The following is a 24,826-nucleotide window of genomic DNA, read 5'->3' as shown; positions in this document are numbered from 1 at the left end:
CCCTCCAGGCCCGGTCCCTGTTTAGGTTTTTGCTTATGGAAAAATAAATTTTTTCATTGAATATGGGCGGTAGGTTTATTTTTCTGTTCTCGATAATCTGCCTGATGGGTAGTTCCGTTGTTGATGAGTTCATTAGGTCATTGGTTGGTGATGCTGATGGTGAAATTATTAAGGAGGTTATTAGGATTAGTTACGCTGTTGCGTCCTTCGTTATTTATGGCATGACCTCGCTCATGAGAGAAGGTAAGGGTTCCAGGCTTTCCCTAGTTATTTCCCTATCGAGGATATTCAATGCCGACTTCATGAAGGATGTCTTTGAGGTTCTCTTTGCCTCTCAGGGTGATGGTGATGATGCCATTGACGCCGCTGGTATTGTCTCCGAGACCTACACAATTAAGTTAATTTATGGCCATGAGGAGAGGAAGACTAGGCCCAGTTTCCTGAAGCCCGTTAGGGTTGATCATAGCGTTTACGCAGCCGTTTATAACGATGTTAAGACCTATATTGATGACTTCGAGAATAGGAACAATGTTGCCTTTGGTCTTCTTGGCAACGTAATATCCATATTACTTACCACGGTAATTATTATGTTAATTATCGGCATGTGCCAGGGCGTAAGGAGTGAGGGCTATCCTGACGGTATTAGGGACTTCCTTGACTATGCACTTACGCAGAGTACGCACATGGCTCTTTCCGAGTTGCTTAGTCATGGATAAGAATTTAACTGGGTATTAACCAAGTACTGGCGTGGTTGATGAGGTTATTGAGGCTAGGGATTACGTGGCTCAACTAATCAGTAAGGGTTGGTTTAGGCACGCGGTCGGTGAACGTGGCATCAAGTACATAGTTACGCTATTGAGGTTCATAGACTTAAATTACAGGGAGTGCTCCGTAAACCTTGACATAGACTTCCTAGTGAACCTGCTGGATGATTACTACAACACGGAGAGTAGGATAAGGTACTTCATTAGGGAATTAATGAGGATCCAGGGGGGGTATGACACAATCGCCAGACAATTAATAAGCGCTTACCCAGTGCTACCACCCGACATCAGGGAATTCCTAGACAACATTGCCAAGTCCCTACCCTCAGACGCAGCCCCAAGTGCCTTGGTTGAGCAGGCAATTAATGAATTAATGAGAGAGTTGGAGGGTTTTAGGGAGAAGTTGGTCTCAGTAATTAATATTGCGAAGTCCAAATGCCCTAAAGCTTATAGCCAAACCTCCTAACCAACTCCCTACGTTCCTTAATGTCGGCGTCACCCTCAACACCAAGTGGCGAGTGGCCATCAACAACACCAACCACGCCCCCCCTCCTCTCAGGGGGCTATCTCGGCCACGATAACGGAGAGGGGATTCGCAGTAGCTGCGTATATATTCACCACCTCAACCACGTGCTTAATGGCATTAAGCACATTTATTGGCCACGCATTCCTTAGATAAATCACAAAAGTGTGACCAGCAGCTATTTTTCTGCAAAGGTCTATGGCTAATTTCCTTAACTCCTCATCGGTGCCCTCATGCCTAACTAACCTCTTGCCAGACGCCTCGCAGAAGGCCAGGCCAAACTTTATGTTTGGTACCGTGTTTACGAGTGCTTCGTAAATGTCCTCAAGAGTCTTTATGAAGTGGCTGTGGCCTATTATTACGTTTGTACCCTCGGGTATTGGTACGTCTATTACCTCGAACTTGATGCCCTGGGACATTACGATTAATCACTATGGAATACTTTAAGCATTACCGCCATGTAACCTCTTCACTATGTAACCAAGCGTCTCAAGCATACTACTTGGTGTGTAGCCCTTCCTAGTCCTCTTTAAACGTACCTTATTCTCGCCATACACTATCCTCACGTTTTTCCTCGTAATACTTATTGTAATGGTCTTCATAAGGTCAACATACGGCTCATAAACGAACCTCTCGCCATTGTACGTATACCTACCAAGGAATGTGTAGTAATTTGTGTTTGTTAACTTGATTACCTTACTAATGATAGGTGAGAATGCGAAAAGCAATTTCGTGAATTTATCGTCGTCAAGCCTTACGTAGTCATGCTCACTGATGATCGCGGAAAGTAATACGCCATTTATTGCCTGGGATACGAATAAACCGCTAGGCCCGGTAATGCTTAGTGCCCTGATGTCGTGTCCCTTTGTGAAGGACATTAGGCCTGTTAATACGGCCATGTCACTTAGCCTCTAGTGGTGTTCCGTCCGCTGGGCACTTATAGAAGGTCTTCTTGGCGCAGGTTGGGCAGTATATAGCGTGGCACTTTGGGCATACGTAGTAATCATCATACTTAAATAACTTCTTACCGCACCTCCAGCACCTGCCAATTACTAGGGTCCTTGGTACGTACACAACTACGCTTGATTCCCAGTTCTTTTAAAGTCTTACGCCAACACGGGTATTTCCACGGCCATGAACATTAGGGCCAGGGTTAGTGGTATTGGTAATGCATACTTAATTGTTGGGTTTATGGTTAGGTTGCTAAGTAGTGATGCCAGTAGTGATACGGATAGGCTTATTATGTATGCCGTGAGTAGTAGAGGCATTAGCACCGCATTGATGCTGGGCATTGATAAACCAACTAATGAATAAGGCGCATTACTAATTATTGAACTTATTGTTGAGACCACAAACCTACTTATGTATGTTATCCCGGCAAATATAAATGGTAGTGAGTAATTAAGTATCTGTAATGATCTTGCGCCATAACCAATGCCTGTGATTATCGTCTTCAACTCGAGGAATACCTCGACAAGCCTATCGAGGGCCTTCGATGGAGAACCAAGGCTTGATATCTCCCTCAGAATGCTAATTGCGAATTTTATTAACCATGGACCACGAACCTCAGCGGCACTACCAGGTTGGTTAATTCTTTGTAGGTATGTAATTAATGGGCGTGGGTATGGATTATCAATAACCCTCTCAAAGGCCGCACCTATGCTTACGCCTGCCTTAACAATCTCTGCTATGTCACGTGTTAGGTCGGGTAGTGCCATTATTGAGTTCCTTATGTCATTTATCTTACGAGACACCAATACGGATAGCAAAAGTGGTGGTAATACTAACGAGATCACACCCTTAACCCCCCCAAGGTAAATTATGAGGAGGATAGCAACCATGGTAGAGGTGATCAATACCATGTACGTGTTTTTATCGTGCATGATATTGATGCGTATTATGTACGGTATTGATTGGTGAACTCTTATTATAAAGGCTGGTAATAATAGCGCCACAGCCGGCATTATGTATAGTATTGCATAGCTCATGCCGAGTATCGTCGTGATTATCACAAAGAGTATTAGTATAACTAGCGATGATACTATTGCCACAACCACATCAATTATTTGCCTAGATAGTGAGGATAATTTATTACCTAGCATTGAAAGGTACGTGTTCTCAATACTCCTCACGTAATTACCCACATCACCGCTATAGCCCCCCCACACGGATACGTAACCATTTATAAATCTCTGAAACTCAATGCTCGGATGTAGCCTAGCCCTTAATTGCATGGCTCTCGTTAACGAGTTCGTGGTCAGCGAATACCTCTTAATTAACGACCACTCCCTACCAATCCACCGAAGCCCAACCCTGGCACTTATCTCAAATGCGTGTGTTATGTCTCCACCAACATCGTGAATTATGTCGAGTAAAACCACGAAGAATGGTAATTCCCACTCAATATTCTCCTTAACCGTATCCACCGAGTAAATTGCCCAGGTTAATGTGAGTAAGGTAGGTAATAACGGTATTGGCATTAGAATTAATGATAAAAATAGTGATTTAGTGAGTAAGTACGTAATGAGTGGTATTGGTATTAATGAGTATGTCAGTATCTCGATTAATGATGATGCCTTATCAACATTCCATGAGTAACCACCACAAGCGCCTTCTTACTCAAGTAATCTCTCAATACCTGCCCCCCCAGCGTCCTCACATACAGTATTTCTCAATACGATTAATAAACCACTACTTTAATAATCCCCTAATCACATTAACTATTAGGTTATTCACATTAATCTCTGAGTACCTAGTTAGTATTGTGTTTGAGCAGGTTATTGAGGAGACCCCAGCCTCAAACATTCTTGAGTCTGCCATGTTCAGTAATAGGCAATGCGTTGCAACCGCATGAACCTTTACAGCACCTAAGGACCTCAATATTTTCGTGGCCTCTATTATCGTGCCCCCAGTCGCTATTATATCATCTATTATGAAAACCTCCTTACCAGCTACATCAAGTTCCTTGGGCTTCATGGCGACCTCACCCGTGACTCTATCGCGGAACTTCTCAAGGTAACTAAACGAAGCCCCCCCCAAATACTCACTGACCTTCCTAACCCTCCATAGTGAACCGAAGTCTGGGCTCAGTAGTACCACGTTATTCATTTTCCCGAGCCTACCCGCATAAAGCTCGAAAGGCTCTATGTTAATGCATTGTGTATTGGCTATCCTGAAAGCCTCGGGTTTGTGAACATCCACGGTAATTATTGATGATGCACCAATGGATGAAAACAGGGAAAGCATTGTTTGTAGCTTATGGCTCGCCATCCCTAAATCTCCTGTCCTGCCTTGAGTAGGGTAGGTAGGGAAGAACAATGTGTATGTGCTTGACCCCTAAGTCACGCGCGGCATGCGTTGCGAGCATTACCTGAATAAGCCTAGTGTTTTGATCGGGGGGGTAAGCCCTTTGGACGAGTATTAAGCCATCGTAAGTCGACACATCAATGGGGGGGTACCTAACGTATGACTCACCATCAGGGAATTGCTTAGTCTCAAGCGTGGTGTGGGTTAGCCCTAACGTCCTCGCTATATCATCACCCACGTCTGATGACCACGGAAATGATGCAACTAAGTACCTCACCACGATTAATGGATTACCCAACACCTTTTTAGAATTTATCTTTATGGGTCGTCGGGAGGCTGAACCTCATAGAGTCTCTTACCCCCCCTCGATGTTTTCGGCGCTAACCAATCAATTAGTCTCCTTGGGTCATTAGTTTCAACAATAAATGTTATGGGACCCAATGGGCTTTCATTCTCCTCAGTTACAAATGTAAGGACCCCCCCCGCATAGGCCGCTTGCTTATGTAGGTGAAATACCACCCTATTACCATCGATGCCCCCTCATCAATACTGAGCGTGCGCTGTCCTCAATGCCCTGCTCCTTAATTAAGTTGTGTACCTTAATCAATGATTTAAAGCCATTCCCCAGGGCAACGATGTATTTCTTACCCTCGCTCTCCTCAATCCTTACCTCATCATAAATAAACACATTGCTTAATGCCCTCCCGACCTTCTCCTCATCCTCCGTGGGCCTAACCTCGACCCATACCTCAATCCTCACGTTAATGATATAGTTTGTGGCGTTTTAAGGATTTGGTGCCGTGTACATTAATCTTTAAATATTCAACTAAAGTTTGGGTCCCGTATGAAGACGCTATTTTTTGAAGTACTCAATACATTGGTTAGGCTAACGCATTTTGAGACTGAGAGTGCTAAGTTAATCAAGGATGAACTAAACATAAAGGTCTCACTCGACGAACTCACGAATCAGTTTAAGAAGGAGTGGGAGGATAGGTACAACATGTTGATAAGCAAGGGCGTCTATAGGTCATTGAGACAATTGGCCAGGGAGACCATGATATCACTATTGAAGAAGTACTCCTTAAGCCTGAGCCCAGCTGAACTTGATTATTTTGGTAATGCAATATCATCACTGATCGTAGAGACGTCAGAGCTCTATCCCGATGTTATTAATACCATAGACTCACTATCCCAAATGAACATACCCATGTACATACTCACAAACCTGGACAATGATGTAGCAAAGAAAATACTCCTAAAGAATAACCTACTTAGGTACTTTAAGGGTGTCGTCAGCTCAGACCTAACAAAGGTTGGTAAACCAGCCGTTAAGATCTTCCAAGCAGCCCTAAACAGGGCCGGCGTATCACCAAGTGATGCCTTAATCGTTAGTGGCTTGATTGAGGATGTAATTGGCGCGAAATTCCTTGATTTAAAGGTCGTGTTTGTGAAGAGAGCGAGCGTGCAATTACCCGTTAAGCCATTTTATGAAATAGATTCATTGGCGCAATTACCAGAGATAATAAGCAAACTTACCTAGTTTTAATGACCACCCTTGGCCCTAACAACCTCATGCCTCCTCCTCTCTGCCCTCTCCCTAGCCTTCTTCCTCCACTTATGAACATGGGTCTCCCTTAACCCAACACTCACTAAACCTCTCATCCTACGACCAGCAGGCGTCAATGCCCTGAATACCCTACCCTTCTTACGCTTAATCTTAACGGCCTTAGGCAATGCAGTTCGGGCGGTAGCACCTCACCCTTAATGACCTTATTCAGCCAATCCCTAAGTCTCTGCACGTTAACATCCCAGACAGTGTCCCTATTAGTGTCGATCCTAATGCCCAATAGCCTAGCCTCTCCAGGCGTTAACCCAACAGCTCTAACCTCACCAATTGAGTAACCCCTACCAACCTCCACTCATTACCTAAAACACCACCACTACTAATCAACCTAGGCCGCTTAACAAGTGGTTCCGGCGGTGGTAACACTGGTGGTTGCGTTGCCTGCGACATCCTGCTTACGTACTCATTACCCCCCTTTATAAGTATTAATATCACTCATGGTACTACCGGGGGGGAGAATACTTAATTAATGCGTTGCATTTAGGACTAGGTCAATGTATAGGTTGTTCACGTATATGGCCTTGGTACGGTACGTGGAGTTCATACTCATAGTACTTGACTTTGCCTACCTTGGCGTTCTCAACCCATTGAATAAGTTCTTAGTAGCAATATTGATGACGGCCATTGTTTACTCGTTACTAGCCGTGGCGAGTTACTCCTTCATCATGAGTATGTGGATAATACTACTACTTGTTCTAGCAGTATCTAGCGCAGATGCAGTGTTGCTTGTTCTGGCTGTTATGACACCGTCAATGTCTACAATCGGCTTATACACCATGTGCTTCATAAATATCATTCTCGATATACTAGTAATAGTTATGGTTATCGAGTTAGTAAGGAGATAAGGTAATGATACCCCTGACCGGATAATCACCTAATCGACCAATTATCACCGCCTCAATTAATATCTTAATCTCTGCATCATTAACAACATCACCCTTGTTAATAACCCTAATCATGTTCCCATGAACCTCAACATCAATATTATCCGTTAGCGGCTTGACATTAACTATCATAATATGAATCAGTGATGGATATATCGGCAGCATCAACTCATGAAAGGTAGATACCCTCACTTTCTTCTTGAGTATTCTCGAGGCGGTTACGACTATTCTATAATCATTAACCATAGCCGTGAATACGGAAAAACCAATAATCAATATTATTATCGATATTATCAGGTCAATGATCTCAAAGGCCATACTCCCTCACCGCATCCCTTATCCTACTCACGGAATCCCTAACCGTCTCCGGAACAACCTTAACATTGTAGAAGAGGGTCATGAAGCTAACGTCACCATTCCACCTAGGAACTACTTGTGTGTGCACATGCGGTGTTAATGATATAGCCACATTAAAACCATGCGGATTATATATTTTAGCCAAAATATTGATGAATCTTTTCGTCATATCCATAAGCTCAGTAAATAATGACTCATCGATTTCATTAATTGATTGATGCATTATTGGTGCAATTATTAAGTGCCCATTATTGAATGGGTGCGGATTATGAAGAACTATGATCCTTTCATTCCTCATTATTACCAATTCCTCATTATGCATTAATTCACAGATCTCGCATCCCACACAAATCCCAGGAAGACTAAGGAAAAATTAATTTTTAAGGTTTTTAACCCCCCCTACTTTATCGGTATCTTAATGTTTAACTCCCTAGCCAACTCCTTATACCTATTCCTAACAGTAACCTCAGTGACTTGGGCAGCCATGGCAACCTCCTTCTGAGTCCTAACCTCACCCCCCCTCAGGAGAGATGCTATATAAACAGCGGCAGCGGCGAGACCGGCTGGATCCTTACCTGCCGTTAAGCCTTCCTCTTGGCCTGCTCAAGAATATTAAGGGCCTCCTTAAGTATTTCGCCACTAAGCTTCAGCTGCTCAACAATCCTTGGAACATAGAGCTTAGGATCACTAAGCGGCAATCTAACACCCAATTCCCTGGCAATGAGCCTGAAGCACCTGGCAACCTCCTTCCTACTCGCCCTGGTGTATTGACTAATCTCATCAAGGCTCCTGGGCATACCAATCTTCCTACAGGCCATGTGCAGGCAGGCAGCAACAATAGCCTCAACGCTCCTACCCCCCCTAACCAGGCCCTTGGTCAATACCTGCTCGTAAATGCCCATAGCCTCATCAACGCACGCCTTAGGAATGCCTAGCTGCGATGATATCCTGCTCAACTCATTCATTGCCTGTATGATGTTACGCTCATAACTCGTCTGAACCCTAACCCTCTGCTGCCACTTCCTATACTTCAGAATCTCAAGCTTCCTCTTAATATCAAGCTCCTTACCACTCGCATCCTTAGTCGCCCAATCAATCGTTGTGGTCAAGGCCTCGCTGGTTAACCTATTAAGTGGGCCACCAGCCCTCGCCCTAGTTTCCTTCTCCTCAGCCGTGAAGGCCCTCCACTCAGGCCTTAAGTCAATAACGTGCTCAAGAACAACTGAACCGCATTTAGCACAAATTACTTGGCCGTTTTCGTAATCGAAAATGAATGTTGTTGACCCACAGTATGGACATACAAGCTTTTCTTCACCCTCAGATTTGAATTCTATAATCTTACCCGATACCCTTAATTTATTTAGTAAATTAGATCCACCTTGCTGGTCCTTCCTTTCCTGCTCGGGGTTAGACATAAATATCCCCTATTAAAGCTTTTCGCACATCGTTTAATTATTTATAAACCTTTCTCTCCGTAAAAAATTTATTTATAACCTTCATGAAGTAACTTCCTGATCCTGGCAAGTAATCCATATACCTGCAACTCACCGCTTGATCCTCTGAGTAGCCTATAATGATGCTCGCTAACGATATACACAGCCTTAGGCTTTAATTCATCTGGAACCTTTAACTGCGAGGTTGCCGAGACAACCTCCCTATGAATTATCTTAATGATGTCGAGGGGGTCGGCGCCCTCATTCCTTATTAATGACGCCACTTCCTTAACCGCCTTGCTGAAGTCGCCAATCACTGCCTCCGTAATTATCGCCCTAACCCTGGTTGGGCTAACCTTGCCCAATGCCCTATAAACCACCTCCTCGTCGACGACACCGCCAAACGAAGCAGCGGCTTGTAGTGTGTTTATTGCCTTTCTCATGTCTCCCTGGCTTATGTCCCATATGGCCTCGAGGGCCTCATCAGTAACCTTAACACCCTCCCTCGAAGCAATCTCCCTAAGCCTACCAAGAACGGCATCCTTAGGCAGGGGGGGAGAAAACCTGAATAGGGAGCACCTTGACTGTATTGGCTCGATAATGCCGGAGGGATAATTCGCAAGTAGTATGAATCTGACGGATGCCGTGTACATCTCCATTATCCTCCTAAGGGCTTGCTGGGCATCCGGCGTCATGTTATCAGCCTCATCAAGAATTATTAGCCTGAAGGGCGCTTTCACGGTAGGCATGGTCTTTGCGAACTCCTTGACCTTCTCCCTAATCATCGCTATACCCCCCCTCTCGTCACTCGCATTAAGCTCTAGGGTATTCTCACGCCAGGCATCACCATAAAGCTCACGGGCAATGGCAAGAGCCATCGTAGTCTTACCAGTACCAGGAGGACCGAAGAAGAGTAGGTGTGGTATATTACCGCTGACCAGCATCCCCCCCTTTACTCTAGCCTTAACGTGGTCCTGGTCAATAATATCATCAATCCTCGAAGGACGGTACTTCTCCACCCACAGTACCTCCTCAGATGACATGCACTACTTTTTTCTCTCCCATCCTTAAATAAATTCTTTTGCAGCCTCCGAGACCACGTACTTATTATCCCTCAGTAATACATACCCCAGTCTATTTAGTATTGTTAATAACTCGTACTCCCTATCACTGAGTTTATCTATTTCATTGACAGATATCGGCAATTTACTAAGTAACTTCCTAATAATTTCTTTAGTTGTGGCCACCTCCCTGTTTGCCGTCTCATCCCTAAGCAGTACTACCTTCCCCCTCATCCAGCAATCTCTTAAGGAGTCTCTTAGCCATTACATCCCTCGTATCAAGAAACAGGTTATTATTTATCGCCTTAAGCAGTCCACCGCCCAATTGTTGGGACCGTGATTGCTGCCGAGGTTGTGCAATTCCCTGACCACGCAGTTCCCTCAATTCCTCCTTGATCAAGTCGAGCTCTCCCTCAATTGCCTCAAGACGCTCAAGAACCTCCCTAAGCAATTTAATGCATTCACCGTATTGTGAACTCATTACCTAATGTACGCAGTGCCAGTTAATAAGGCTATAGAGATGAGTGAATCTCCACGACATCACCGTCATTAAGAACGTAATTAATACCGACCCTTTTAACACCCATTGGGAATTTATCAATCCTCCAAACCCTGGCGTACTTAAACCCCCTCATAAAACCTACTATGAATCCTCTTAGCCAAGTCGCCCACCGTCGAACCTCTCCTAAGTACGAAGGGCTTTGGCGAGTACGTATCGGCATCCGGCTCCTTTGTATAGACCCTTATTAGGTCCATTATCCTCAATAATGACTCGCCAAGCGCCTTAGAATCAATTACACAGTTCCTTAGCGACGCAGTTAATACCAATGTCTCATTGCTTAGTTTGGCGGTGATATCCCTTATATAATCGATGTCTGCCAGATCAATCTTATTTATTACAACGAGAGCCGGCTTATACGTTATATCCTTAAATATTGATTCCTCAACGTCATCCAGCGTGGCCTCACCATTAATCATGACCAGGGCATTGTTTATCCCGTAACTCACCAATAACTTTTTAACATCCTCTGCCGTACCATTAACCAACTTACCAACGACTTGAATTCCACCTGTTGGTCTTCTTTCTATTGTCACAAAACCCCTAGGCCTAACTATGTATATCCCATTCTCCCTAAGGATACCCTTTAAGGCGTTGTACTGAGTCTCGATATCACCACTCGCGTCAAGAACCACTATTGCGCTGTCCGCATTTCTAATCATTGATAGTGCCATGGAGTTCACATCCGAGTCCACGTCATAGATATTAATTGAGGGCAGCTTCACAAGTTGGAAGTAGACATTGTCGTAAATGAACATGCCAGGTATTGGTTCAATTGATGAGAATGGTACATCATCAGGTTCAACCCTCACGTTAGTCAGGCACCTTAAAAGGCTTGATTTGCCTGATGATGGTGGTCCTATTACGACCACTTGAGCATCGCCCTCCTTCTCGATATAGATATTAACCCCTCCGCCAGACCTCAGGCTCCGTTCCTTTGTCCTCTTCTCCTCAATCTCCCTCCTAAGCTGGGCCATCCTCCTCCTAGCCCAGTGAACCAGGTTCTCCGTACCCTTATGCTTAGGTACCGTGCTTAGGAACTCCTCAAGTGCCTTCAGCTTCTCTTCAGGTGTCTTGGCTTCCATTACCTTCAACCACTTGGCCTTCGCCTCTGGTGGTAAATTAGCTGGCATTACCAAGTCTATAATTAACTACGGATTAAATAATTTACGAACCATCACTAAACATCCTCAATACCCTTATCCGTAATCCTAAACATTGCACTGGCCTTGAAGGGAAGCCTAGGCGAGTCCAGGACCTCCATGACCTTAACATCCTCCTTAGACTTCCTAAGGAACAACCTATGCGTAACCGCGTGGGCCAGCACATTACCACCAGCAGGTCTCTTGACTTCAATGTAGCCCATTGGCACATCAAGGACTTGATTCGTGAGTACCACATACACATTGTAAACCTTGGCGATCCTCATTAACCAATCAAGTATGTAATTAAGCCTCTGCTGCCTCTCGGCAAGTCTCTCCCTACCCTTAAACTCAGCCCTGTAAAGGGCTATTATTGAGTCGACCACGATAAGCTTAACGTTAGCCTGCTCAACAAGCTTAACAACATCAAACTTAATCCTATCCTCGAGGTCTGCGGCATTGACCACCTTAATGACGTATATATTATCCAAGGCCTCATTGGGGGGGTCCAGGTCAAACCTTTGGGCAATATTGACGATCCTACCTGGTGAGAAGGCCTCCTCAGTGTCTAGGTAAACGGCCGAACCACCAACGCCACCCTTATCCTGACCTAACTGAACGGTTACCGAGAGCTGATGACAGAGTTGAGTCTTACCAGTGCCGAATTCACCGGCAAATTCGTAAATCGCCTTAGGCTCTAAGCCGCCCTGTAGTAAATCATCGATGGCCCTAACATTTGTCTTCAACCTGGTGATGCCCTCAAAAGACCTGGCTAGGTCTGTCGCCCTTGAGACCCTATTGCTGCCAAATACGATATCCCTCGCGGACCTCAGTATCTTCTCAACCCTATCAGGCGTCATGTCAGTTAGCTCAATGAGCTCTTCAGGGTTGAAAAGCGCCAAATGCTTAACACTGAGTATTCCCTTTGATTTAAGTAATTGTGCGGTCTTCGGCCCAATACCCTCTAAATCCTCCAAGTCCACGCTATCTCGGGACATCTCTTCTCAATTCATTAACTCGCTACCTAACAATAAATAGGTATTTGTTAAGAATTAAAAGTGGGGCCTTCGGAGGGGGGGTCACGTGATAAGCTTTGCCAATGTAATCAGTGGCTTATTCCTGGTAACGTTTCCAATAACCATGGTCATTGGGTATACATTCAGGGGGGGTAGGATTAAGACACTCGGTATTGGTAATTACCTGCAATACGTGGTTGCGGCGTTAATATTCACAATGGCCCTTTGGGCTGGCAATATCGTGGCTAGTAACTACGTTTTGCGCATAATTCTTTACTCAGTAGTCTATGCCATACTCTCCATAATAATGAGCCTAGTCTTTACAATGCCCATAGGTCTCCTAATCGATACTAAACGGTTGAGGATAATTAACATGGATGGCAATCCCAGTATTAATATTAGGTTGCCATTGATATTATTAATTATCTTAGTAACTGGTTGGTTGCTCGGTTATTACATTAGGTTCGGGGGCAATAATGAATGTAATTAATTACTTAATAGCGTCTGAGCTATTTGTATTAATACTGGTGATCGGCCTTGACATTGGTTCATCAATAAGCATGTCATTACTTACCCAGGGGTATCTCGGTATAGTAATTGCAGCAACATCATTATTGGGTAGTTCCGTTAGTGGCTTAATACTGCATTACCTAGTTGGAATACCATTAGCGGCGTCTCTCGGGGGGGTATCAATGGGGGGGATGGGGGGGTGGTACTCACTGGCTGGACCCCCCCTGCTTAGCGTTAGGTTTGGGCCTGCCGTGGGCACCCTGGCCTTTTTGGCTAATTTCCTTAGGGAGCAATTAACGTACTTATTAATTCCCCCCCTAATTGTGATTGCAGGTTTTAGGGATGTATCCCTGGTATCGATTGGTGGCGCAACGTCCATGGATGACACATTGCCAATCTATAGGCTTTACATGGGTGAGACCGGCGGCTTCATAGCGTTTATTAATGGTTTCGTGATAACAATGATACTTCCTGAGTTATTACCCTACGTAATAACGATTAAATAGCCTAAACCCCCTCATCGATGTTTACGAGATCCCTAATCATGCCCACCTCCTCCTCAGTGGCGCCAAGCTCCTCCACGTTCATGTCAACGAGAAGCCTCGCCAATGCTATTGCGGCATCCCTAATCGATATTATACACGACCTTGCCATCCTCATCAACAATTGGCAGGTGCCTAATACCGTGCTTAGCCATTATATGCACAGCCTTTATTAAACTGGCGTCCTCCTCAACGACGATGACATTCCTCGTCATAACATCACCAACGGTTAATGAATCAAGCCTTGCATTACCCGCAACTAACCTCAATAAATCCCTCTCAGTAAACACACCAATGGCCTTACCTTCCTCATCGGTTATTATTATCGACCCAATATTCCTCTCATTCATTATCTTAATGACCTCGGTTAATGGCTCATCATCCCTCACGGTTATGGGAACCTCCTTCATCACGTCCCTAACGCGGGGTATTGCCATGCAATTAATAGTACCTTAAGGCCTATATATACTTTTTAGACCTAGACTATGAGAAGCCTAACCCACTTCAGACCCAGTGTGAATGGCGTAAAGAGCACACCAGCACCACTAAAGAACTTCGTGTACATCTCATAGAAGTGAAGCCTAAGGCTTTGTACGAAGGCTACGAACCCCCCCTCACCAAGTATTATTATCAAGTTGAATATTATCAACACGGCAAGGCCAGCTGGTGTGAATAACCCCCCCAGCGAGACAGCCCAGGCGTATGTCATCGCAGTGAACACGGCATGCATTATAGCACGATACTCAGCCTCATGAAGGATATGGTATTCGTGAGACTCGGTATTGCAGCCTCGGCACCAACCTCAACGGCCAACTGGGCAGCACTAAACCCAGGAACACCCCCCCTGTACTTAGCCCTGAAGTAAAGCAGTGAGTATACTAGTATTGCTAACGTAGCAAATACCGCGTATACCCAATACCACATTAAACTCTCTATTGCATTGAATAAGGGATATAATGGTTGTAGTAATGGGGTTTCCTCACCAATCCTTATGACTGGTACGAACCCAGCGCCCATTAGGGCAAGTACTAGGAATGCGAAGAAGAAGAACAGTGGTATATAAAAGCCTATGGCCAGATCCCTCTCACCACCCCTATAGGCATTAACAGCTTTAAGTGCAAAGGATAGAAGTAATGACACTATACCAACCATTATTGACACGGCCAACATGGCATAGATCGAGTTAAAAACAACAAATCCTGGCTGACTAATACTGGCTAACTTAAAGGGTGGATTCAAACCCTTTATTTCTATTCCAAATATTGTACCACTCTCAATGAAGGTGAATACTATGGACCAAATACCTGCCATCAGGAATATTAAGCCCCATGTCGAGTATTTACCGCTGAATATTGAGCGTAGGAAGCATTGGGGGGGCCCTTATAACGTGACTTGTAGAGGCGTAGCCGAATAGGGATAGTACTATGCCGTGGCCAAGGTCCGGGTACATCCAGCCGTAGAAGGCTGGGAATAGTATGAAGGTTAGTATTATGGGGGGGCTTATCTCCGTGTACTTCGGTACCCCCATACATGTACGTTATCTTCTTAAACGCGTCAATGGGCTTCGGATACTCCTCAAGCGTTGGCGCCTTCTCCGGCTCGATCTCCTTGACATACACCACCTTACTCTCCTTCCTAACCCTGGCATCAATGGCTAACTTACTGAGTAGTGACGCAGTAAGTCATCGAACTTACTTGATAGGCTTTCCTTGACGTAACCGGCTATCGTCACTACATCACCGCCAACCTTACTAATACCATCAACACCGTAGGTAGAGACCTCGTTAAACTCCTTCACAAACTCCTCATACTCCCTCTCCAGGTCCTTAAGCCTAGACCTTAGGTCCGTCAATTCCCTACCTGTTAATTCAAATGCCGACTTAATATCGACTAGGTAATCCCTACCTATCTCATAAACCTCCTTACCCAATGACTTCACGTCTAGGTTCTCCGGAGGCTCTATGAGTGTGAGTATTGATAAGTCTGTACCCTCAATATCACGCTTAATGTACATAAGCCCCTTAATGAAGTCCTCGTTCACACCACCCTTGATCGCGAATACCCTGACCCTAAGCCTACTGAGGCCCTCGAAGGAGATACCGGCCTTCTTCATGTACCTAGAGCCTCATGCACTATCTCCAGCTCTCTAATTCTATTCCTAGTCTCATTCACGGAATTAATCAATTGCACTAGCCTATCACCCACGTCCTTACCCTCGGGTATTGCCGAGTCCATGTATTGCCTAACTATGTTCGTTATCATATCCGAAAGGTTGATAATTGCGTAGGCCCTATCACTAACCTTGGTTAGGAAGTCTCTAAATTCCTGCTCAAGCCTTTCTAACCTACCCTCCAACTCTGCCAACCTACTCTTCATGGAGTTTAAGTCAAAGTTACTAGGTACCTCAAGTGGGTTCGTATTAAACAACTTATATGCACTCAGTAAACCCTGGCTGGCCCACTCTGGTATATCACCAGTGCGTAGAACCTATCCTGGGCCCTAACGGGTAGTGCCTCGGCTCCATGATTAGCAATGGCGTTCCTAAACTCATTAAAATCCTCCTCACTCAATGGTATGATATCCATCGAGAAGTGCTTTAGCTTCTCCATAATAACACCACCAACGGTTGATACTACATCCACAATACTCCTCAACCTCACATACTCACTCCTAATGCCTTCAATAGTATCAAGGTACTGCCTGACCCTGGTGAGTAGATCCTCCCCATCCTCAATTATGTACTCAAGTAGCTCGTTGAATAGGCTAATCTTAACCTCATGGGGGGGAGTCGTTGGTGGTGGTATTGAGTACTGATTCAATATCCTACCCAGTTCCCTGGATATATCTTCAACTTTCCTAATCTTCTCCGAGTACTTACCTGACACCTTGGGTGCCGGTATTACCCCTGGCCTAGTTATTGGCATGAAGTAACCGGCATTACCTATATTCATCAATAGATCAAAGGCGTGTTCTGACGGTAATGCAATCTTATACTCAATAAGTCTCGCTATTGGCATTCGAGGGACAAAGGCTAATTATAGAATTTAAGCATTATTCCTCCAAAGACCTGGTAACGAGCATTTACGAAAGTAGCATTTAAAAATTCTGTATTGCGTCATGTAACGTGTCAATGCAAGTAAAGACTGTCAAGGCGAGGATATACTCAATACGGAGGGGATCCATTGGATACTCAAGGGATGCCATAATCATAGTGCCGGGGTGTTGAAACGCCAGTAGATGCGGCAAAATTCGTTAACGCCAAGGTTATTTGGAGGTCTAGAAGGGGGGGAACTGAAGTAATTGGGAAGGTGCTCAGGGTATGGGGGGGTAAGCATGGTCAACTACTCGCCAGATTTAGGCGCGGATTGCCTGGACAGGCCCTTGGTGATACCGTGGATTTAATAATATAAGGCTGGCAATCTAGAAAATCATTAAGCGAAACTAAGTTGATTTACATGGCGGCTTGGTCGGATTAACTATCTTGTATCCAAATAACAGGCATACGCCGGTGTTAGCACCGTAGTAAATACAATTTCTGCAATCATCTGGTCTACCCATAACTATCTTAATACCACTTGGTAACGATGAAAGAGGCGTGGGCGCTGGCGGCGCTTGTGGTTTTTCAATAACTGTGGCTTCAGGTCTCGTTATCTCCACGGCCTGTTGCCTAACCTCAACTGGTGGAGGTGGCGGCGGAGGAGTTGGTGGGGTAGGTGGTTGTGCCGGTGGTTGCGGAATACTTGGTACCTGCGGTGCCGGCTGGGGGGGTGGGCTTATTACCTGTGTTGGCTGTTGTGGTGGTGCTTGAGGCGATAACGCAGTAACTACCTCATCCATCACCGTCTTCCTTACCACATCTGGTGCTGGTAATTGACCCTCATACACCTTCCTACCATTAATTATCAATGCAGGTAATGCAGAAACTCCATCCTGCTTCATTGACTTGACTAGGTATACCAGGTTTTGGGGTATTTGGCTTTCCGGCATGCTTAATGCATTAAGTGCCGTGTCAACGGCCTCGGGCTTTATTCTAATGAACGTTGCATTAACATTCCTCTCACTGCCCTTAAACTTCTCCCTAACCTCTGTGACAACACTTCTAATAACGTTTTCGTAAGTCTCATCCCTACCCACAACCATGTAAAACTTGATCATAACCGGCATATACCTCAATTCTTAAATATAGGCCGATTTAATAAATCTTTAGTGTTTAAAATGGCGTCAATAATTTATTATTCATTCATAGCCACTGACAACTTTACATGATTACTCAGTAATCTGTTAAGGTAAAGTTTGCGTTCAATGACGTCGCCATCAGGACGCAATTCATATATTATCTGCGTTTTAAATGCCTTAATGCTTGTTGGATTGCAGATCCTCAGAGAATCACAAAGTTCTTTAATAAAATCGTCAATACCCAATTGCTTACCATCCTTTGATAGTAATTCTCGGCCATCTCCACAACCTTCTGTGGAAGAAGTATTGTGGCCTTGCCTGAGTCAACTATGTACAATCCATGATAACCAAGCACCATCTCCCTCCTGACCCAGTCCATGTTAACATCCATTAGTGGCGATGTTACCGTAACCTCGAGGACGCAATTCTTAAACTCGGCAATGGATATTGGCGAGAACCTTGGGTCATAGAAGGCTGCGTGTATTGCAGCGGTTACTGAGTCCTCAAGTAGGTTCTTTATTGGCCTTATCGTACCCATACTACCCCTAAGGACCCTCTTAATCATGCCGTCTGAGTACATGAGCTTTTCAATGGACACGAAGACACCGAGCTTGAGCTCTGCAATCTTTACTAGATGCGTTGGGTCTATGTCATAGTTAGCCTTAACGCCAAGTCTCTCAAGGATCTTAGTCCTCAGATACTTAATAAGGCTTACGTAGTCCTGCTCATTGAGAGGCCTGAATAGTTGCATGTGGTACAGCGTTATAGTCAATCATTTATATGCATTTATACATAATGCCCTCCCTATTTACTCACGAATTACTAGTAAATTACCATTAATGCACTGGGTACTTAGTGCGCCTTGAATGCCCCTCGCAATCTCCAACTCCTTGCCCATGCGCGCATGGTGGCTACCAACCCAATAAACCTTACCACAACCAGTACATAGCCAGAACTCACTATGCCTAAGCAAGACACCCTGAGGCACCTTATCAATTACTAAATCCTTACTGACCTTAATTAGCCTTGAGCCACAGATGGGACATAGGCTCCTCTCCATATTAAGCACCAATGGAAACCCAAGTACCAACGAGAGTATTGATAACCACTCAACATGACCAGAAGTAATCAATAATAGGCTTAACTTAGTCCTTCTCCTAAACAATTCCCTATCCTTGGTCACGAGTACGTGACCAACATTCAATAAATAATAATCATCAAAACTAGGGTTATAAGTGACCCTAACACCCAGAATCCTCAACCACCTAACTAACCAACCAAGCATTGAGTCAACAACAACCTCATCATCGCTTATGGGCAGGTCAACACAAGCATTAAGTCTGGCGACCTCCAAGGCCGGTCACTTCGCTAAATCCCTTAATTCATTCCAGGGCCTTGGATTCCCCTCATAAACACCCTCGATGATCGAGGGACCCGGCACAACATCAACAATGTGACTCAGGTTGATTACCTTGGTAAACCCGGTAACCTTACCTCTGAACAAATCATAAATCTCCCTACTCACGTTAACCCTATCCTTAGTACCAGGCCTTAATATGACGTAGTAACTACTCAATGACCCTATCACGCTCGGCGGTGCCGTGATGAGCCTGACAAGTGTCGAATTATTAAGACTGTCAATTCTAACGCCAACACCGAGGCTAAGCTCGGCATTCCTAATCCAACCCCCCCTGGTTCCATAAATCATGAAACTGCCCTTGCCCAGGTACTCACCGGATGGTGCCCTCTTAGTCACTTGTTCGCCCCCCCTCACGTAAAACGCATCAAGTACTGATAGGCCCATTGCCCAAGCCCTTGAATACGAGACTGCGTATTGCGCTGCTTCCTGGATGTCCCTATCGCTGAAACCATCATTAGGACCCGCAAGTCTAATAATAACCACGGAACCCCCCGGTATATCGGCATGAACGAATATATCCCAGGGCCTCAGGTAATGCCTAACAATAACCTCATTCTGCGTGGCATCCCTACCAGCTATCACGAACTTACCACCACTGGTCACAAACCACCTAAACCTCTCGAACCACTCCCTGGCGCCGTAAATCACGCGTACCGAACCCTCCTAATGCTTTCCTCAATCCTCTCACCCTCAACCCTAAGCTCCTCAATGCGCGCCCTGAGTTGGCCCAGGTTCTCCTCAGCCGTTTTAGCCTTACGCTCAAGTTCCTTAGCCCTGTTAAATAAGTCGTCAATTACATCACCAACATCTGCATTTAATGGTATTGACACTGTGACCCCCATCAATCTCGAGCGTCACGGCCTTACTCCTCGGATCAAAGCCCTTAACCCTAATTCCCTGGTACTCCATGCCCCTGATCAAGTCCTGGAACTCATCCTTATAGGAGGACCAGTAATTCCTAAGCACATTAAGTAATTCCTCAATTACGTACTTCCAATTAAGCACGGTCTCCGCCTTAACCCTCAACTCCCTAGAACCCTTCCTGAAACCCTCAATACTAATCATTAACTCATCAATACTCCTCTCAAGCCTAGCAATCTCCCCCCCAGAGATGCTGGCTAGTTTCTTCTCAGACTCTTCCTTAACCTCGATTTCATGGAAGTACTCATCAACGGCCTCATTAAATTTACCAAACTGCTTAATACCATCATGCTTAATAGATAAGTACTTAATCGGCGTTACAGTTATTGGCACACCATTACCATAGTAAATGGTTGGTTCCAAACTACCCCCTACTTATGGTACTTATCATGGATGAGATCACCGAGATTATGCGATCGATATCAACAGAATTAGCGGATTGATCGCAATTAATCGACGCCCTAATGCACACCTCGTTGGCCACCTCACTACCTAGCCTAGGCCCCTGGCAATGGCCCTGCCTATCGTGTCATAGCCCTGTAAAGCCTTGATGATGCCTTCACGATTATCAATAGGCTTAACGAAGTTTTGAGGCGGTGGTTTGTACTCTAGACCGATATTCACGACCCTATCCTTGCCCCCCCTATATGGCCTTAGGACCCACTTAATCATGTTGTCATTACTTACATAGACCACGTTCCAGGGCTCAAGTAGCTCAATTATTAGGTAGCCATCATCAAACAGAAGCTTAACAATGCGGTCAAAGTTAAGTAACTCAAGGTCCTAAGTGAGGCCCCCTCAATCAACCTCCTAAGTGGTAGTATTCCCTCGGCTCCATGCTCAAGGACGTAACTCGTCAATCCAAACCTGTGGGAGTTCGCTATTATGAAGTACTTCTCGGACCCTTCCTAAACCTCAGGAGTAGTGAGCCACCCATGGTATAGACCTTATCTAGTATTGAGCCCCCCCTTAACTCCGTGAGTTCTACTAAGATTGCCAATAGGTCCAGGACATTCAATGATCTCTTTTGACTTGGCATTACACCTTATTTAATTGGGGTAAGGGCCTTTAAAAACGATTTACTTCTTTGCGATATTTGGTTCCTGCTCCTTCAACAACCCAATTAATTCATTGATTGATTCCCTCAGGGACTTTATCTCCTTAATTAATTCATCAACACCCTCAAATTCAACCCTGAATCTAACACCTGCTTGTTGACCGTAATCCTCATAGTCCTCACCAACACGCCTTCTTGGTTTACTTCTCGTATTATCCTCCTCATTGCTAGTCAATTCCTGGAGAAGCTCCTCGAGATCCACCTTCTTCCTTCTGCCAAACATACCAATTAGGAATTCTCAAGTAAATTAATAAGGCACTATAGATATAATTCAGTGATTATGATTGGTATAATCTATGACGATGCATACCTAGAACATAAACCACCAAGAAGCCACATTGAGAACCCAGGTAGGGTTCTGGCAATAATTAGGTCGGTGGGTGATTACGTCGCCATGGAAAGACCCATTAATAACATTGATGAGTGGTTACTTAGGGTTCATGATGCGAATTACGTAAAACAAATCGATGAGGCTTGCAGCATGGGCTACGTATTCATAGATGCCGATACTTATGTCAGCCCAGGCACTTGTAAGGCTGCGAGACACGCCGTTGGCGCCGTCCTGAGGGGGGGCATTGATAAGGTACTAAGCGGTGAATGGAATGCCGCCTACGCCATTGTCAGGCCGCCGGGGGGGCACCATGTTGGTCATGGTGGCCGGGCATTAATGGCTCCTACCCAGGGCTTTTGCATATTTAATAATGTAGCCATTGGTGCTGTCTACGCCATTGAGCATGGCATTAGTAGGGTGGCCATACTCGATGTTGATGCTCACCATGGGAATGGCACACAGGAAATTTTTTATAAGGACCCAAAGGTCCTTTACATAAGCCTTCATCAAGACCCACTAACCATTTACCCAGGTACAGGCTTTATCGATGACGTCGGTGAAGGCGAGGGCGAGGGCTTCAATGTCAACGTGCCCCCCCTACCACCATTCACGGCCGATGATGCTACATGAATGCCCTGGATAAGATTGTATGGCCTATAATCAGGGAGTATAGGCCACAGTTGATTTTGGTTTCCCTGGGCTTCGACGCGCATATGCTGGACAACATAGCTAATCTTAGGCTCTCGTTGAATGCCTATGCCCACGTGTTTAAAGAACTGAGGGACATCATTGGCATGGTTAGGGGTGTCGTCTTCGTACTTGAAGGTGGTTATAATTATGATACCCTAATTAGAGGCTCGAGGCTCCTAATCAACATCATGAATAATAGGGATACGGAGGTTGATGAAGATGTGGTGCAGACGGAACCGAGGGTTTTAGCCCGTGTTAATTCAATCATCAGGGATGTAATTAATGTCCAGAGAAATTACTGGAACCTAACCTAAACGGCCTAAATACTTATAATTACTTCAAGTAGTGCGTACTTGCATGATGATGCTGGGCTGGATGAACAGTGATTTAGGTTAATAGCGCTGATTCCATTCTCATTAACAATTTCTGGGAGTTAGTGATTTATTTCCCAGTGTATGTAAAGCAATGTGGTAAGACCTCAATACTTGGTGGTGATTATTGCGGCATTAACAATGCTATTAAGCACCGCCCTAATTTCATATGCCCAGCAAACTCAATTACCAGTGTATATACCCGCCGTTAACGTGAGTATAAACGCACTCTCAGCAAATGGTATGCCACTGACGAAGTACGCAATAGTGGGTCTGCAATGCGCTGGTTATAACGTAAGTAACCTGGGCCCCCCCATTAACGTGGTGATCCCAATACCGAGTACGGGCTCAATAACCTGCGAGGCCTATGCCTACTCCTTCGGCGTATATTCAAGCCGGACCGTGGTCCTCACGGCAAATGAGGATGGCGAGACTGTATCAATCACCCTGGTAGTACCCGTGAGTGGTTATTACGTGCCGGGCATAGGCTTTGTGCCCGTGGGTACCTTGATAGCCATTGCCGTGGCAATCATAGTGGTAGTAATACTCATAGTCATTGGCTTAATAGAATACGCCAGATGGAGGAGGGAGAAACTGGCGAGACTTATAAGGCCGCCTGAATAAGTTAGGTAATGGCTTAGGATGGTTTGTGGCATTATACTGAGTGGTGGATTGTCACGGAGGTTCCAAGTACGTGGCGAACCATGGACTGATAAGGCGCTGTATAGGGTAGGTGATAAACCAATGATGAGGCTTGTTTATGATGCCGTGTCGCAGGTGGCAGATGAGGTCATCATAGCCGTGAATAACTCAGAAAGGGCTATGAGTTATAAATCCGTAATACCAAATGCCGATTACGTAATTGATGATGAGAGGTTCAAGGGACCACTTGCGGGCATATACTCGGCACTTAATAGGTGCAGTGAGGAGGACGCAATCATCGTTCCCAACGACATGCCCTACATAACGCCCAACATCCTTAAGCCGCTAATAGTGGAGTTGAAAAACTTCGACACTACGGCTTACGTATACCCAAATGGGCATTTAGAGAATGCCCTAATGGCCGTCAGGAGGACCGTAGCTCTCCAATACTTGAACCTCCTAATTGATTACGGCAGGTCAAAGATCTTCGACCTAACTAGGGGGGGATTACCAAGGGCCCTATTCCTAAACCCATTAATTCATGGGTTTGAATTAAAGGGTCTCATAAATGTAAATACGCGTGATGAATTAATTAATGTGAATATCGATATTAATGAGCAGGTAATTAAGAATGACATATCAATAATTAGGGAGTACTCAATTAATGATGTACTGGATAGGAGACTTGGTAAAATCATGGGTTCGCTCTGGTACACCCTAATAACTGGCGATCCATGGCCCGAGTTTAGGCTTTATGTAGAGGCGGGCCTGCACTTCCTGGCGGCCCACGTACTGCTTGACTCGGTTAACGAGAATGTTAGGCAACTCGGTAGGCGCATATTGCTTTCCTTTGGTGTTGATAAGGCATGAACATAGTAATAATGGCCGGCGGCATGGGGAGTAGGTTATCGAACCCAAATAAGCCGTTAATTGACATCTGCGGTAAGCCGATGATTGAGCGTGTAGCATCATCAGTTAATGGATTTGGTAAAACGTACGTAGCAACCACGGCTAGGCATACCGAGGTAATTAACTGGGCTAGGAAACGTGGTTATGAAGTCCTAATAACCAGCGGCGCGGGTTATTCTAAGGATTTACTTGAGTCCTTATTGATGGTTGGTACACCAACCATGTTCATACCAAGCGACATGCCTTCATAACCAGGGAGTTAATTAGGAAATTCCTTGCAATGACGGCCTACACAACATCACCAATGACAACCCTAATGTATGAGAGGGATCGTGAAAGGGAATTCACAGGAATAAGCCTGGTAAAGAGACTGGAGTTTATGCACGAGATCATACCCTGGGCATCCCTAGTGATTCCCTGGACAACAGAGCTACTAAATGTAAACACGCAGGAGGACCTAAAACTCGCGTTAAGGCTATGTAAACATGAATAAATAAGCTATTTAAACCCATTCAACGAAATCTTACT

44 protein-coding genes and 5 pseudogenes are annotated in these 24,826 nt (G+C 45.0%); 13 read left to right on the top strand and 36 right to left on the bottom strand.

The window, feature by feature from the left end; translation table 11 throughout:
- Window positions 1-104: 104 nt before the first annotated feature.
- Both JCM11216_RS04345 and JCM11216_RS04340 read left to right on the top strand, forming a co-directional pair.
- A complete protein-coding gene (locus tag JCM11216_RS04345) occupies window positions 105-716 on the top strand; it encodes a hypothetical protein (RefSeq protein ID WP_243675164.1) in 612 nt (203 codons plus the stop codon).
- A 31-nt stretch (window positions 717-747) separates the two neighbouring features.
- Window positions 748-1,230 (top strand): hypothetical protein, encoded by a 483-nt coding sequence (locus tag JCM11216_RS04340; protein ID WP_054853412.1) that lies wholly within the window; start codon window positions 748-750, stop codon window positions 1,228-1,230.
- Here JCM11216_RS04340 and JCM11216_RS04335 read toward each other — a convergent pair.
- From JCM11216_RS04335 to JCM11216_RS04325, 4 genes and pseudogenes are all read right to left on the bottom strand, one after another.
- Window positions 1,205-1,706, bottom strand: a pseudogene (locus JCM11216_RS04335) (adenosine-specific kinase). The gene JCM11216_RS04340 and the pseudogene JCM11216_RS04335 sit on opposite strands and share 26 nt — an antisense overlap.
- 24 nt (window positions 1,707-1,730) lie before the next feature.
- Entirely contained in the window at window positions 1,731-2,186 is a 456-nt protein-coding gene (locus tag JCM11216_RS04330) for a hypothetical protein (RefSeq protein ID WP_243675163.1), read from the bottom strand.
- Window position 2,187: 1 nt separating this feature from the next.
- On the bottom strand, window positions 2,188-2,361 hold the full coding sequence (locus JCM11216_RS16300; RefSeq protein ID WP_243675162.1) for a hypothetical protein: 174 nt from the start codon (window positions 2,359-2,361) through the stop codon (window positions 2,188-2,190).
- Between the two features lie 32 nt (window positions 2,362-2,393).
- Window positions 2,394-3,713: a type II secretion system F family protein gene (locus JCM11216_RS04325; RefSeq protein ID WP_243675161.1), complete on the bottom strand. Its 1,320-nt coding sequence runs from the start codon at window positions 3,711-3,713 to the stop codon at window positions 2,394-2,396.
- Window positions 3,714-3,735: 22 nt separating this feature from the next.
- Here JCM11216_RS04325 and JCM11216_RS16295 point away from each other — a divergent pair, with 22 nt between their 5' ends.
- Entirely contained in the window at window positions 3,736-3,885 is a 150-nt protein-coding gene (locus JCM11216_RS16295; RefSeq protein WP_243675160.1) for a hypothetical protein, read from the top strand.
- 93 nt (window positions 3,886-3,978) lie between these two features.
- Here the strand turns inward: JCM11216_RS16295 and prs are convergent, their stop codons facing one another.
- From prs to JCM11216_RS04315, 3 genes and pseudogenes are all read right to left on the bottom strand, one after another.
- A complete protein-coding gene (gene prs / locus JCM11216_RS16290; RefSeq protein ID WP_243675159.1) occupies window positions 3,979-4,557 on the bottom strand; it encodes a ribose-phosphate diphosphokinase in 579 nt (192 codons plus the stop codon).
- A complete protein-coding gene (locus JCM11216_RS16285; protein ID WP_243675158.1) occupies window positions 4,544-4,873 on the bottom strand; it encodes a ribose-phosphate pyrophosphokinase-like domain-containing protein in 330 nt (109 codons plus the stop codon). The genes prs and JCM11216_RS16285 overlap by 14 nt, the downstream gene beginning before the upstream one ends.
- Before the next feature lie 38 nt (window positions 4,874-4,911).
- A pseudogene (locus JCM11216_RS04315) lies at window positions 4,912-5,353 on the bottom strand (hypothetical protein).
- Window positions 5,354-5,437: 84 nt separating this feature from the next.
- Between JCM11216_RS04315 and JCM11216_RS04310 the strand changes: the two are divergent.
- Entirely contained in the window at window positions 5,438-6,133 is a 696-nt protein-coding gene (locus JCM11216_RS04310) for an HAD family hydrolase (protein ID WP_054853411.1), read from the top strand.
- Between the two features lie 2 nt (window positions 6,134-6,135).
- Here the strand turns inward: JCM11216_RS04310 and JCM11216_RS16280 are convergent, their stop codons facing one another.
- The 3 genes from JCM11216_RS16280 to JCM11216_RS16270 are packed head-to-tail and all read right to left on the bottom strand — an operon-like array spanning window position 6,136 to window position 6,652.
- Entirely contained in the window at window positions 6,136-6,276 is a 141-nt protein-coding gene (locus JCM11216_RS16280) for a hypothetical protein (protein ID WP_243675157.1), read from the bottom strand.
- On the bottom strand, window positions 6,273-6,512 hold the full coding sequence (locus JCM11216_RS16275; RefSeq protein WP_243675156.1) for a ribosomal protein L13e: 240 nt from the start codon (window positions 6,510-6,512) through the stop codon (window positions 6,273-6,275). Before JCM11216_RS16275 ends, JCM11216_RS16280 begins: the two co-directional genes overlap by 4 nt.
- A complete protein-coding gene (locus tag JCM11216_RS16270) occupies window positions 6,461-6,652 on the bottom strand; it encodes a hypothetical protein (RefSeq protein WP_243675155.1) in 192 nt (63 codons plus the stop codon). The genes JCM11216_RS16275 and JCM11216_RS16270 overlap by 52 nt, the downstream gene beginning before the upstream one ends.
- 59 nt (window positions 6,653-6,711) lie before the next feature.
- Between JCM11216_RS16270 and JCM11216_RS04300 the strand changes: the two genes are divergently transcribed.
- The gene (locus JCM11216_RS04300) at window positions 6,712-7,062 is read left to right on the top strand and encodes a hypothetical protein (protein ID WP_054853410.1); all 351 of its coding nucleotides are present in this window, start codon (window positions 6,712-6,714) and stop codon (window positions 7,060-7,062) included.
- Here the strand turns inward: JCM11216_RS04300 and JCM11216_RS04295 are convergent.
- From JCM11216_RS04295 to radA, 8 genes and pseudogenes are all read right to left on the bottom strand, one after another.
- Window positions 7,048-7,419 (bottom strand): hypothetical protein, encoded by a 372-nt coding sequence (locus JCM11216_RS04295; protein WP_054853409.1) that lies wholly within the window; start codon window positions 7,417-7,419, stop codon window positions 7,048-7,050. The two genes, JCM11216_RS04300 and JCM11216_RS04295, sit on opposite strands and share 15 nt — an antisense overlap.
- Window positions 7,409-7,804, bottom strand: a complete 396-nt coding sequence (locus JCM11216_RS04290) for an HIT family hydrolase (protein WP_243675154.1) — start codon at window positions 7,802-7,804, stop codon at window positions 7,409-7,411. The genes JCM11216_RS04295 and JCM11216_RS04290 overlap by 11 nt, the downstream gene beginning before the upstream one ends.
- Window positions 7,805-7,857: 53 nt before the next feature.
- A pseudogene (locus tag JCM11216_RS04285) lies at window positions 7,858-8,873 on the bottom strand (transcription initiation factor IIB).
- 68 nt (window positions 8,874-8,941) lie between these two features.
- Window positions 8,942-9,934, bottom strand: a complete 993-nt coding sequence (locus JCM11216_RS04280; RefSeq protein ID WP_054853408.1) for a replication factor C small subunit — start codon at window positions 9,932-9,934, stop codon at window positions 8,942-8,944.
- Window positions 9,935-9,958: 24 nt separating this feature from the next.
- Entirely contained in the window at window positions 9,959-10,186 is a 228-nt protein-coding gene (locus tag JCM11216_RS16265) for a hypothetical protein (protein WP_243675153.1), read from the bottom strand.
- Window positions 10,161-10,433, bottom strand: a complete 273-nt coding sequence (locus JCM11216_RS16260; RefSeq protein ID WP_243675152.1) for a hypothetical protein — start codon at window positions 10,431-10,433, stop codon at window positions 10,161-10,163. The genes JCM11216_RS16265 and JCM11216_RS16260 overlap by 26 nt, the downstream gene beginning before the upstream one ends.
- A gap of 31 nt (window positions 10,434-10,464) precedes the next feature.
- Window positions 10,465-11,644: pseudogene (locus tag JCM11216_RS04270) on the bottom strand (TGS domain-containing protein).
- A 47-nt stretch (window positions 11,645-11,691) separates the two neighbouring features.
- A complete protein-coding gene (gene radA / locus JCM11216_RS04265; protein ID WP_054853407.1) occupies window positions 11,692-12,651 on the bottom strand; it encodes a DNA repair and recombination protein RadA in 960 nt (319 codons plus the stop codon).
- 85 nt (window positions 12,652-12,736) lie between these two features.
- Here radA and JCM11216_RS16255 point away from each other — a divergent pair, with 85 nt between their 5' ends.
- Both JCM11216_RS16255 and JCM11216_RS16250 read left to right on the top strand, forming a co-directional pair.
- Complete coding sequence (locus JCM11216_RS16255; protein ID WP_243675151.1) at window positions 12,737-13,159, top strand: hypothetical protein; 423 nt, start codon at window positions 12,737-12,739, stop codon at window positions 13,157-13,159.
- Window positions 13,146-13,685 carry a LysO family transporter gene (locus JCM11216_RS16250; protein ID WP_243675150.1) on the top strand — a complete coding sequence of 180 codons (540 nt, stop codon included), beginning with the start codon at window positions 13,146-13,148 and terminating at the stop codon, window positions 13,683-13,685. The genes JCM11216_RS16255 and JCM11216_RS16250 overlap by 14 nt, the downstream gene beginning before the upstream one ends.
- A gap of 1 nt (window position 13,686) precedes the next feature.
- Here JCM11216_RS16250 and JCM11216_RS16245 read toward each other — a convergent pair whose 3' ends face one another.
- The 8 genes from JCM11216_RS16245 to JCM11216_RS04225 all read right to left on the bottom strand — a co-directional run bounded on the left by JCM11216_RS16245 (window position 13,687) and on the right by JCM11216_RS04225 (window position 16,738).
- Entirely contained in the window at window positions 13,687-13,833 is a 147-nt protein-coding gene (locus tag JCM11216_RS16245; RefSeq protein ID WP_243675149.1) for a hypothetical protein, read from the bottom strand.
- Window positions 13,805-14,158 (bottom strand): CBS domain-containing protein, encoded by a 354-nt coding sequence (locus JCM11216_RS04255; RefSeq protein WP_243675148.1) that lies wholly within the window; start codon window positions 14,156-14,158, stop codon window positions 13,805-13,807. Before JCM11216_RS04255 ends, JCM11216_RS16245 begins: the two co-directional genes overlap by 29 nt.
- Before the next feature lie 41 nt (window positions 14,159-14,199).
- Entirely contained in the window at window positions 14,200-14,451 is a 252-nt protein-coding gene (locus JCM11216_RS04250; RefSeq protein ID WP_054853406.1) for a hypothetical protein, read from the bottom strand.
- Complete coding sequence (locus JCM11216_RS04245; RefSeq protein ID WP_054853405.1) at window positions 14,451-15,032, bottom strand: hypothetical protein; 582 nt, start codon at window positions 15,030-15,032, stop codon at window positions 14,451-14,453. The genes JCM11216_RS04250 and JCM11216_RS04245 overlap by 1 nt, the downstream gene beginning before the upstream one ends.
- Window positions 15,033-15,060: 28 nt before the next feature.
- Window positions 15,061-15,249: a V-type ATPase 116kDa subunit family protein gene (locus JCM11216_RS04240; RefSeq protein ID WP_054853404.1), complete on the bottom strand. Its 189-nt coding sequence runs from the start codon at window positions 15,247-15,249 to the stop codon at window positions 15,061-15,063.
- A gap of 126 nt (window positions 15,250-15,375) precedes the next feature.
- A complete protein-coding gene (locus tag JCM11216_RS04235) occupies window positions 15,376-15,834 on the bottom strand; it encodes a hypothetical protein (RefSeq protein ID WP_054853403.1) in 459 nt (152 codons plus the stop codon).
- On the bottom strand, window positions 15,831-16,148 hold the full coding sequence (locus tag JCM11216_RS04230; protein WP_054853402.1) for a hypothetical protein: 318 nt from the start codon (window positions 16,146-16,148) through the stop codon (window positions 15,831-15,833). Before JCM11216_RS04230 ends, JCM11216_RS04235 begins: the two co-directional genes overlap by 4 nt.
- Window positions 16,149-16,159: 11 nt before the next feature.
- The gene (locus JCM11216_RS04225) at window positions 16,160-16,738 is read right to left on the bottom strand and encodes a hypothetical protein (RefSeq protein ID WP_054853401.1); all 579 of its coding nucleotides are present in this window, start codon (window positions 16,736-16,738) and stop codon (window positions 16,160-16,162) included.
- Between the two features lie 291 nt (window positions 16,739-17,029).
- Here JCM11216_RS04225 and JCM11216_RS16240 point away from each other — a divergent pair, with 291 nt between their 5' ends.
- On the top strand, window positions 17,030-17,131 hold the full coding sequence (locus JCM11216_RS16240; protein WP_243675147.1) for a hypothetical protein: 102 nt from the start codon (window positions 17,030-17,032) through the stop codon (window positions 17,129-17,131).
- A gap of 31 nt (window positions 17,132-17,162) precedes the next feature.
- On the opposite strand, the gene JCM11216_RS04215 is transcribed toward JCM11216_RS16240, so the two are convergent.
- The 10 genes from JCM11216_RS04215 to JCM11216_RS04180 all read right to left on the bottom strand — a co-directional run bounded on the left by JCM11216_RS04215 (window position 17,163) and on the right by JCM11216_RS04180 (window position 21,578).
- A complete protein-coding gene (locus JCM11216_RS04215; protein WP_054853400.1) occupies window positions 17,163-17,885 on the bottom strand; it encodes a hypothetical protein in 723 nt (240 codons plus the stop codon).
- A 214-nt stretch (window positions 17,886-18,099) separates the two neighbouring features.
- Entirely contained in the window at window positions 18,100-18,648 is a 549-nt protein-coding gene (locus tag JCM11216_RS04210; protein ID WP_054853399.1) for an AMMECR1 domain-containing protein, read from the bottom strand.
- A 57-nt stretch (window positions 18,649-18,705) separates the two neighbouring features.
- A complete protein-coding gene (locus JCM11216_RS04205; protein WP_054853398.1) occupies window positions 18,706-19,251 on the bottom strand; it encodes a Mut7-C RNAse domain-containing protein in 546 nt (181 codons plus the stop codon).
- Window positions 19,252-19,257: 6 nt separating this feature from the next.
- Window positions 19,258-19,965: an NFACT RNA binding domain-containing protein gene (locus JCM11216_RS04200; RefSeq protein ID WP_054853397.1), complete on the bottom strand. Its 708-nt coding sequence runs from the start codon at window positions 19,963-19,965 to the stop codon at window positions 19,258-19,260.
- Window positions 19,962-20,147, bottom strand: a complete 186-nt coding sequence (locus tag JCM11216_RS04195; RefSeq protein ID WP_054853396.1) for a hypothetical protein — start codon at window positions 20,145-20,147, stop codon at window positions 19,962-19,964. The genes JCM11216_RS04200 and JCM11216_RS04195 overlap by 4 nt, the downstream gene beginning before the upstream one ends.
- Window positions 20,116-20,601: a hypothetical protein gene (locus JCM11216_RS04190; protein ID WP_054853395.1), complete on the bottom strand. Its 486-nt coding sequence runs from the start codon at window positions 20,599-20,601 to the stop codon at window positions 20,116-20,118. The genes JCM11216_RS04195 and JCM11216_RS04190 overlap by 32 nt, the downstream gene beginning before the upstream one ends.
- A 129-nt stretch (window positions 20,602-20,730) precedes the next feature.
- Window positions 20,731-20,934, bottom strand: a complete 204-nt coding sequence (locus JCM11216_RS04185; RefSeq protein ID WP_054853394.1) for a hypothetical protein — start codon at window positions 20,932-20,934, stop codon at window positions 20,731-20,733.
- Window positions 20,935-20,960: 26 nt separating this feature from the next.
- Window positions 20,961-21,098, bottom strand: coding sequence for a hypothetical protein (locus tag JCM11216_RS16235; protein WP_243675146.1), 138 nt, complete (start codon window positions 21,096-21,098; stop codon window positions 20,961-20,963).
- 23 nt (window positions 21,099-21,121) lie between these two features.
- Window positions 21,122-21,277, bottom strand: a complete 156-nt coding sequence (locus JCM11216_RS16230) for a hypothetical protein (RefSeq protein ID WP_243675145.1) — start codon at window positions 21,275-21,277, stop codon at window positions 21,122-21,124.
- 40 nt (window positions 21,278-21,317) lie between these two features.
- Window positions 21,318-21,578, bottom strand: coding sequence for a hypothetical protein (locus JCM11216_RS04180; protein WP_054853393.1), 261 nt, complete (start codon window positions 21,576-21,578; stop codon window positions 21,318-21,320).
- A 171-nt stretch (window positions 21,579-21,749) separates the two neighbouring features.
- Between JCM11216_RS04180 and JCM11216_RS04175 the strand changes: the two are divergent.
- From JCM11216_RS04175 to JCM11216_RS16220, 5 genes and pseudogenes are all read left to right on the top strand, one after another.
- Window positions 21,750-22,690 (top strand): annotated as a pseudogene (locus JCM11216_RS04175) (histone deacetylase).
- Window positions 22,691-22,864: 174 nt separating this feature from the next.
- Window positions 22,865-23,371, top strand: a complete 507-nt coding sequence (locus JCM11216_RS04170) for a hypothetical protein (protein WP_243675144.1) — start codon at window positions 22,865-22,867, stop codon at window positions 23,369-23,371.
- An 18-nt stretch (window positions 23,372-23,389) separates the two neighbouring features.
- Window positions 23,390-24,259, top strand: coding sequence for a molybdenum cofactor guanylyltransferase (locus JCM11216_RS04165; RefSeq protein ID WP_054853392.1), 870 nt, complete (start codon window positions 23,390-23,392; stop codon window positions 24,257-24,259).
- A complete protein-coding gene (locus JCM11216_RS16225; RefSeq protein ID WP_243675143.1) occupies window positions 24,256-24,549 on the top strand; it encodes an NTP transferase domain-containing protein in 294 nt (97 codons plus the stop codon). The genes JCM11216_RS04165 and JCM11216_RS16225 overlap by 4 nt, the downstream gene beginning before the upstream one ends.
- 29 nt (window positions 24,550-24,578) lie before the next feature.
- Entirely contained in the window at window positions 24,579-24,791 is a 213-nt protein-coding gene (locus tag JCM11216_RS16220) for a hypothetical protein (RefSeq protein WP_243675142.1), read from the top strand.
- Window positions 24,792-24,826: the final 35 nt, after the last annotated feature.

Origin of the sequence: Vulcanisaeta distributa JCM 11216, from assembly GCF_001315985.1 — an archaeon.
In the GTDB taxonomy this organism is placed as follows: domain Archaea; phylum Thermoproteota; class Thermoprotei; order Thermoproteales; family Thermocladiaceae; genus Vulcanisaeta; species Vulcanisaeta distributa_E.
Note: the sequence above shows the minus strand (reverse complement) of the source record. Positions and strands in the feature narration are given on the sequence as shown.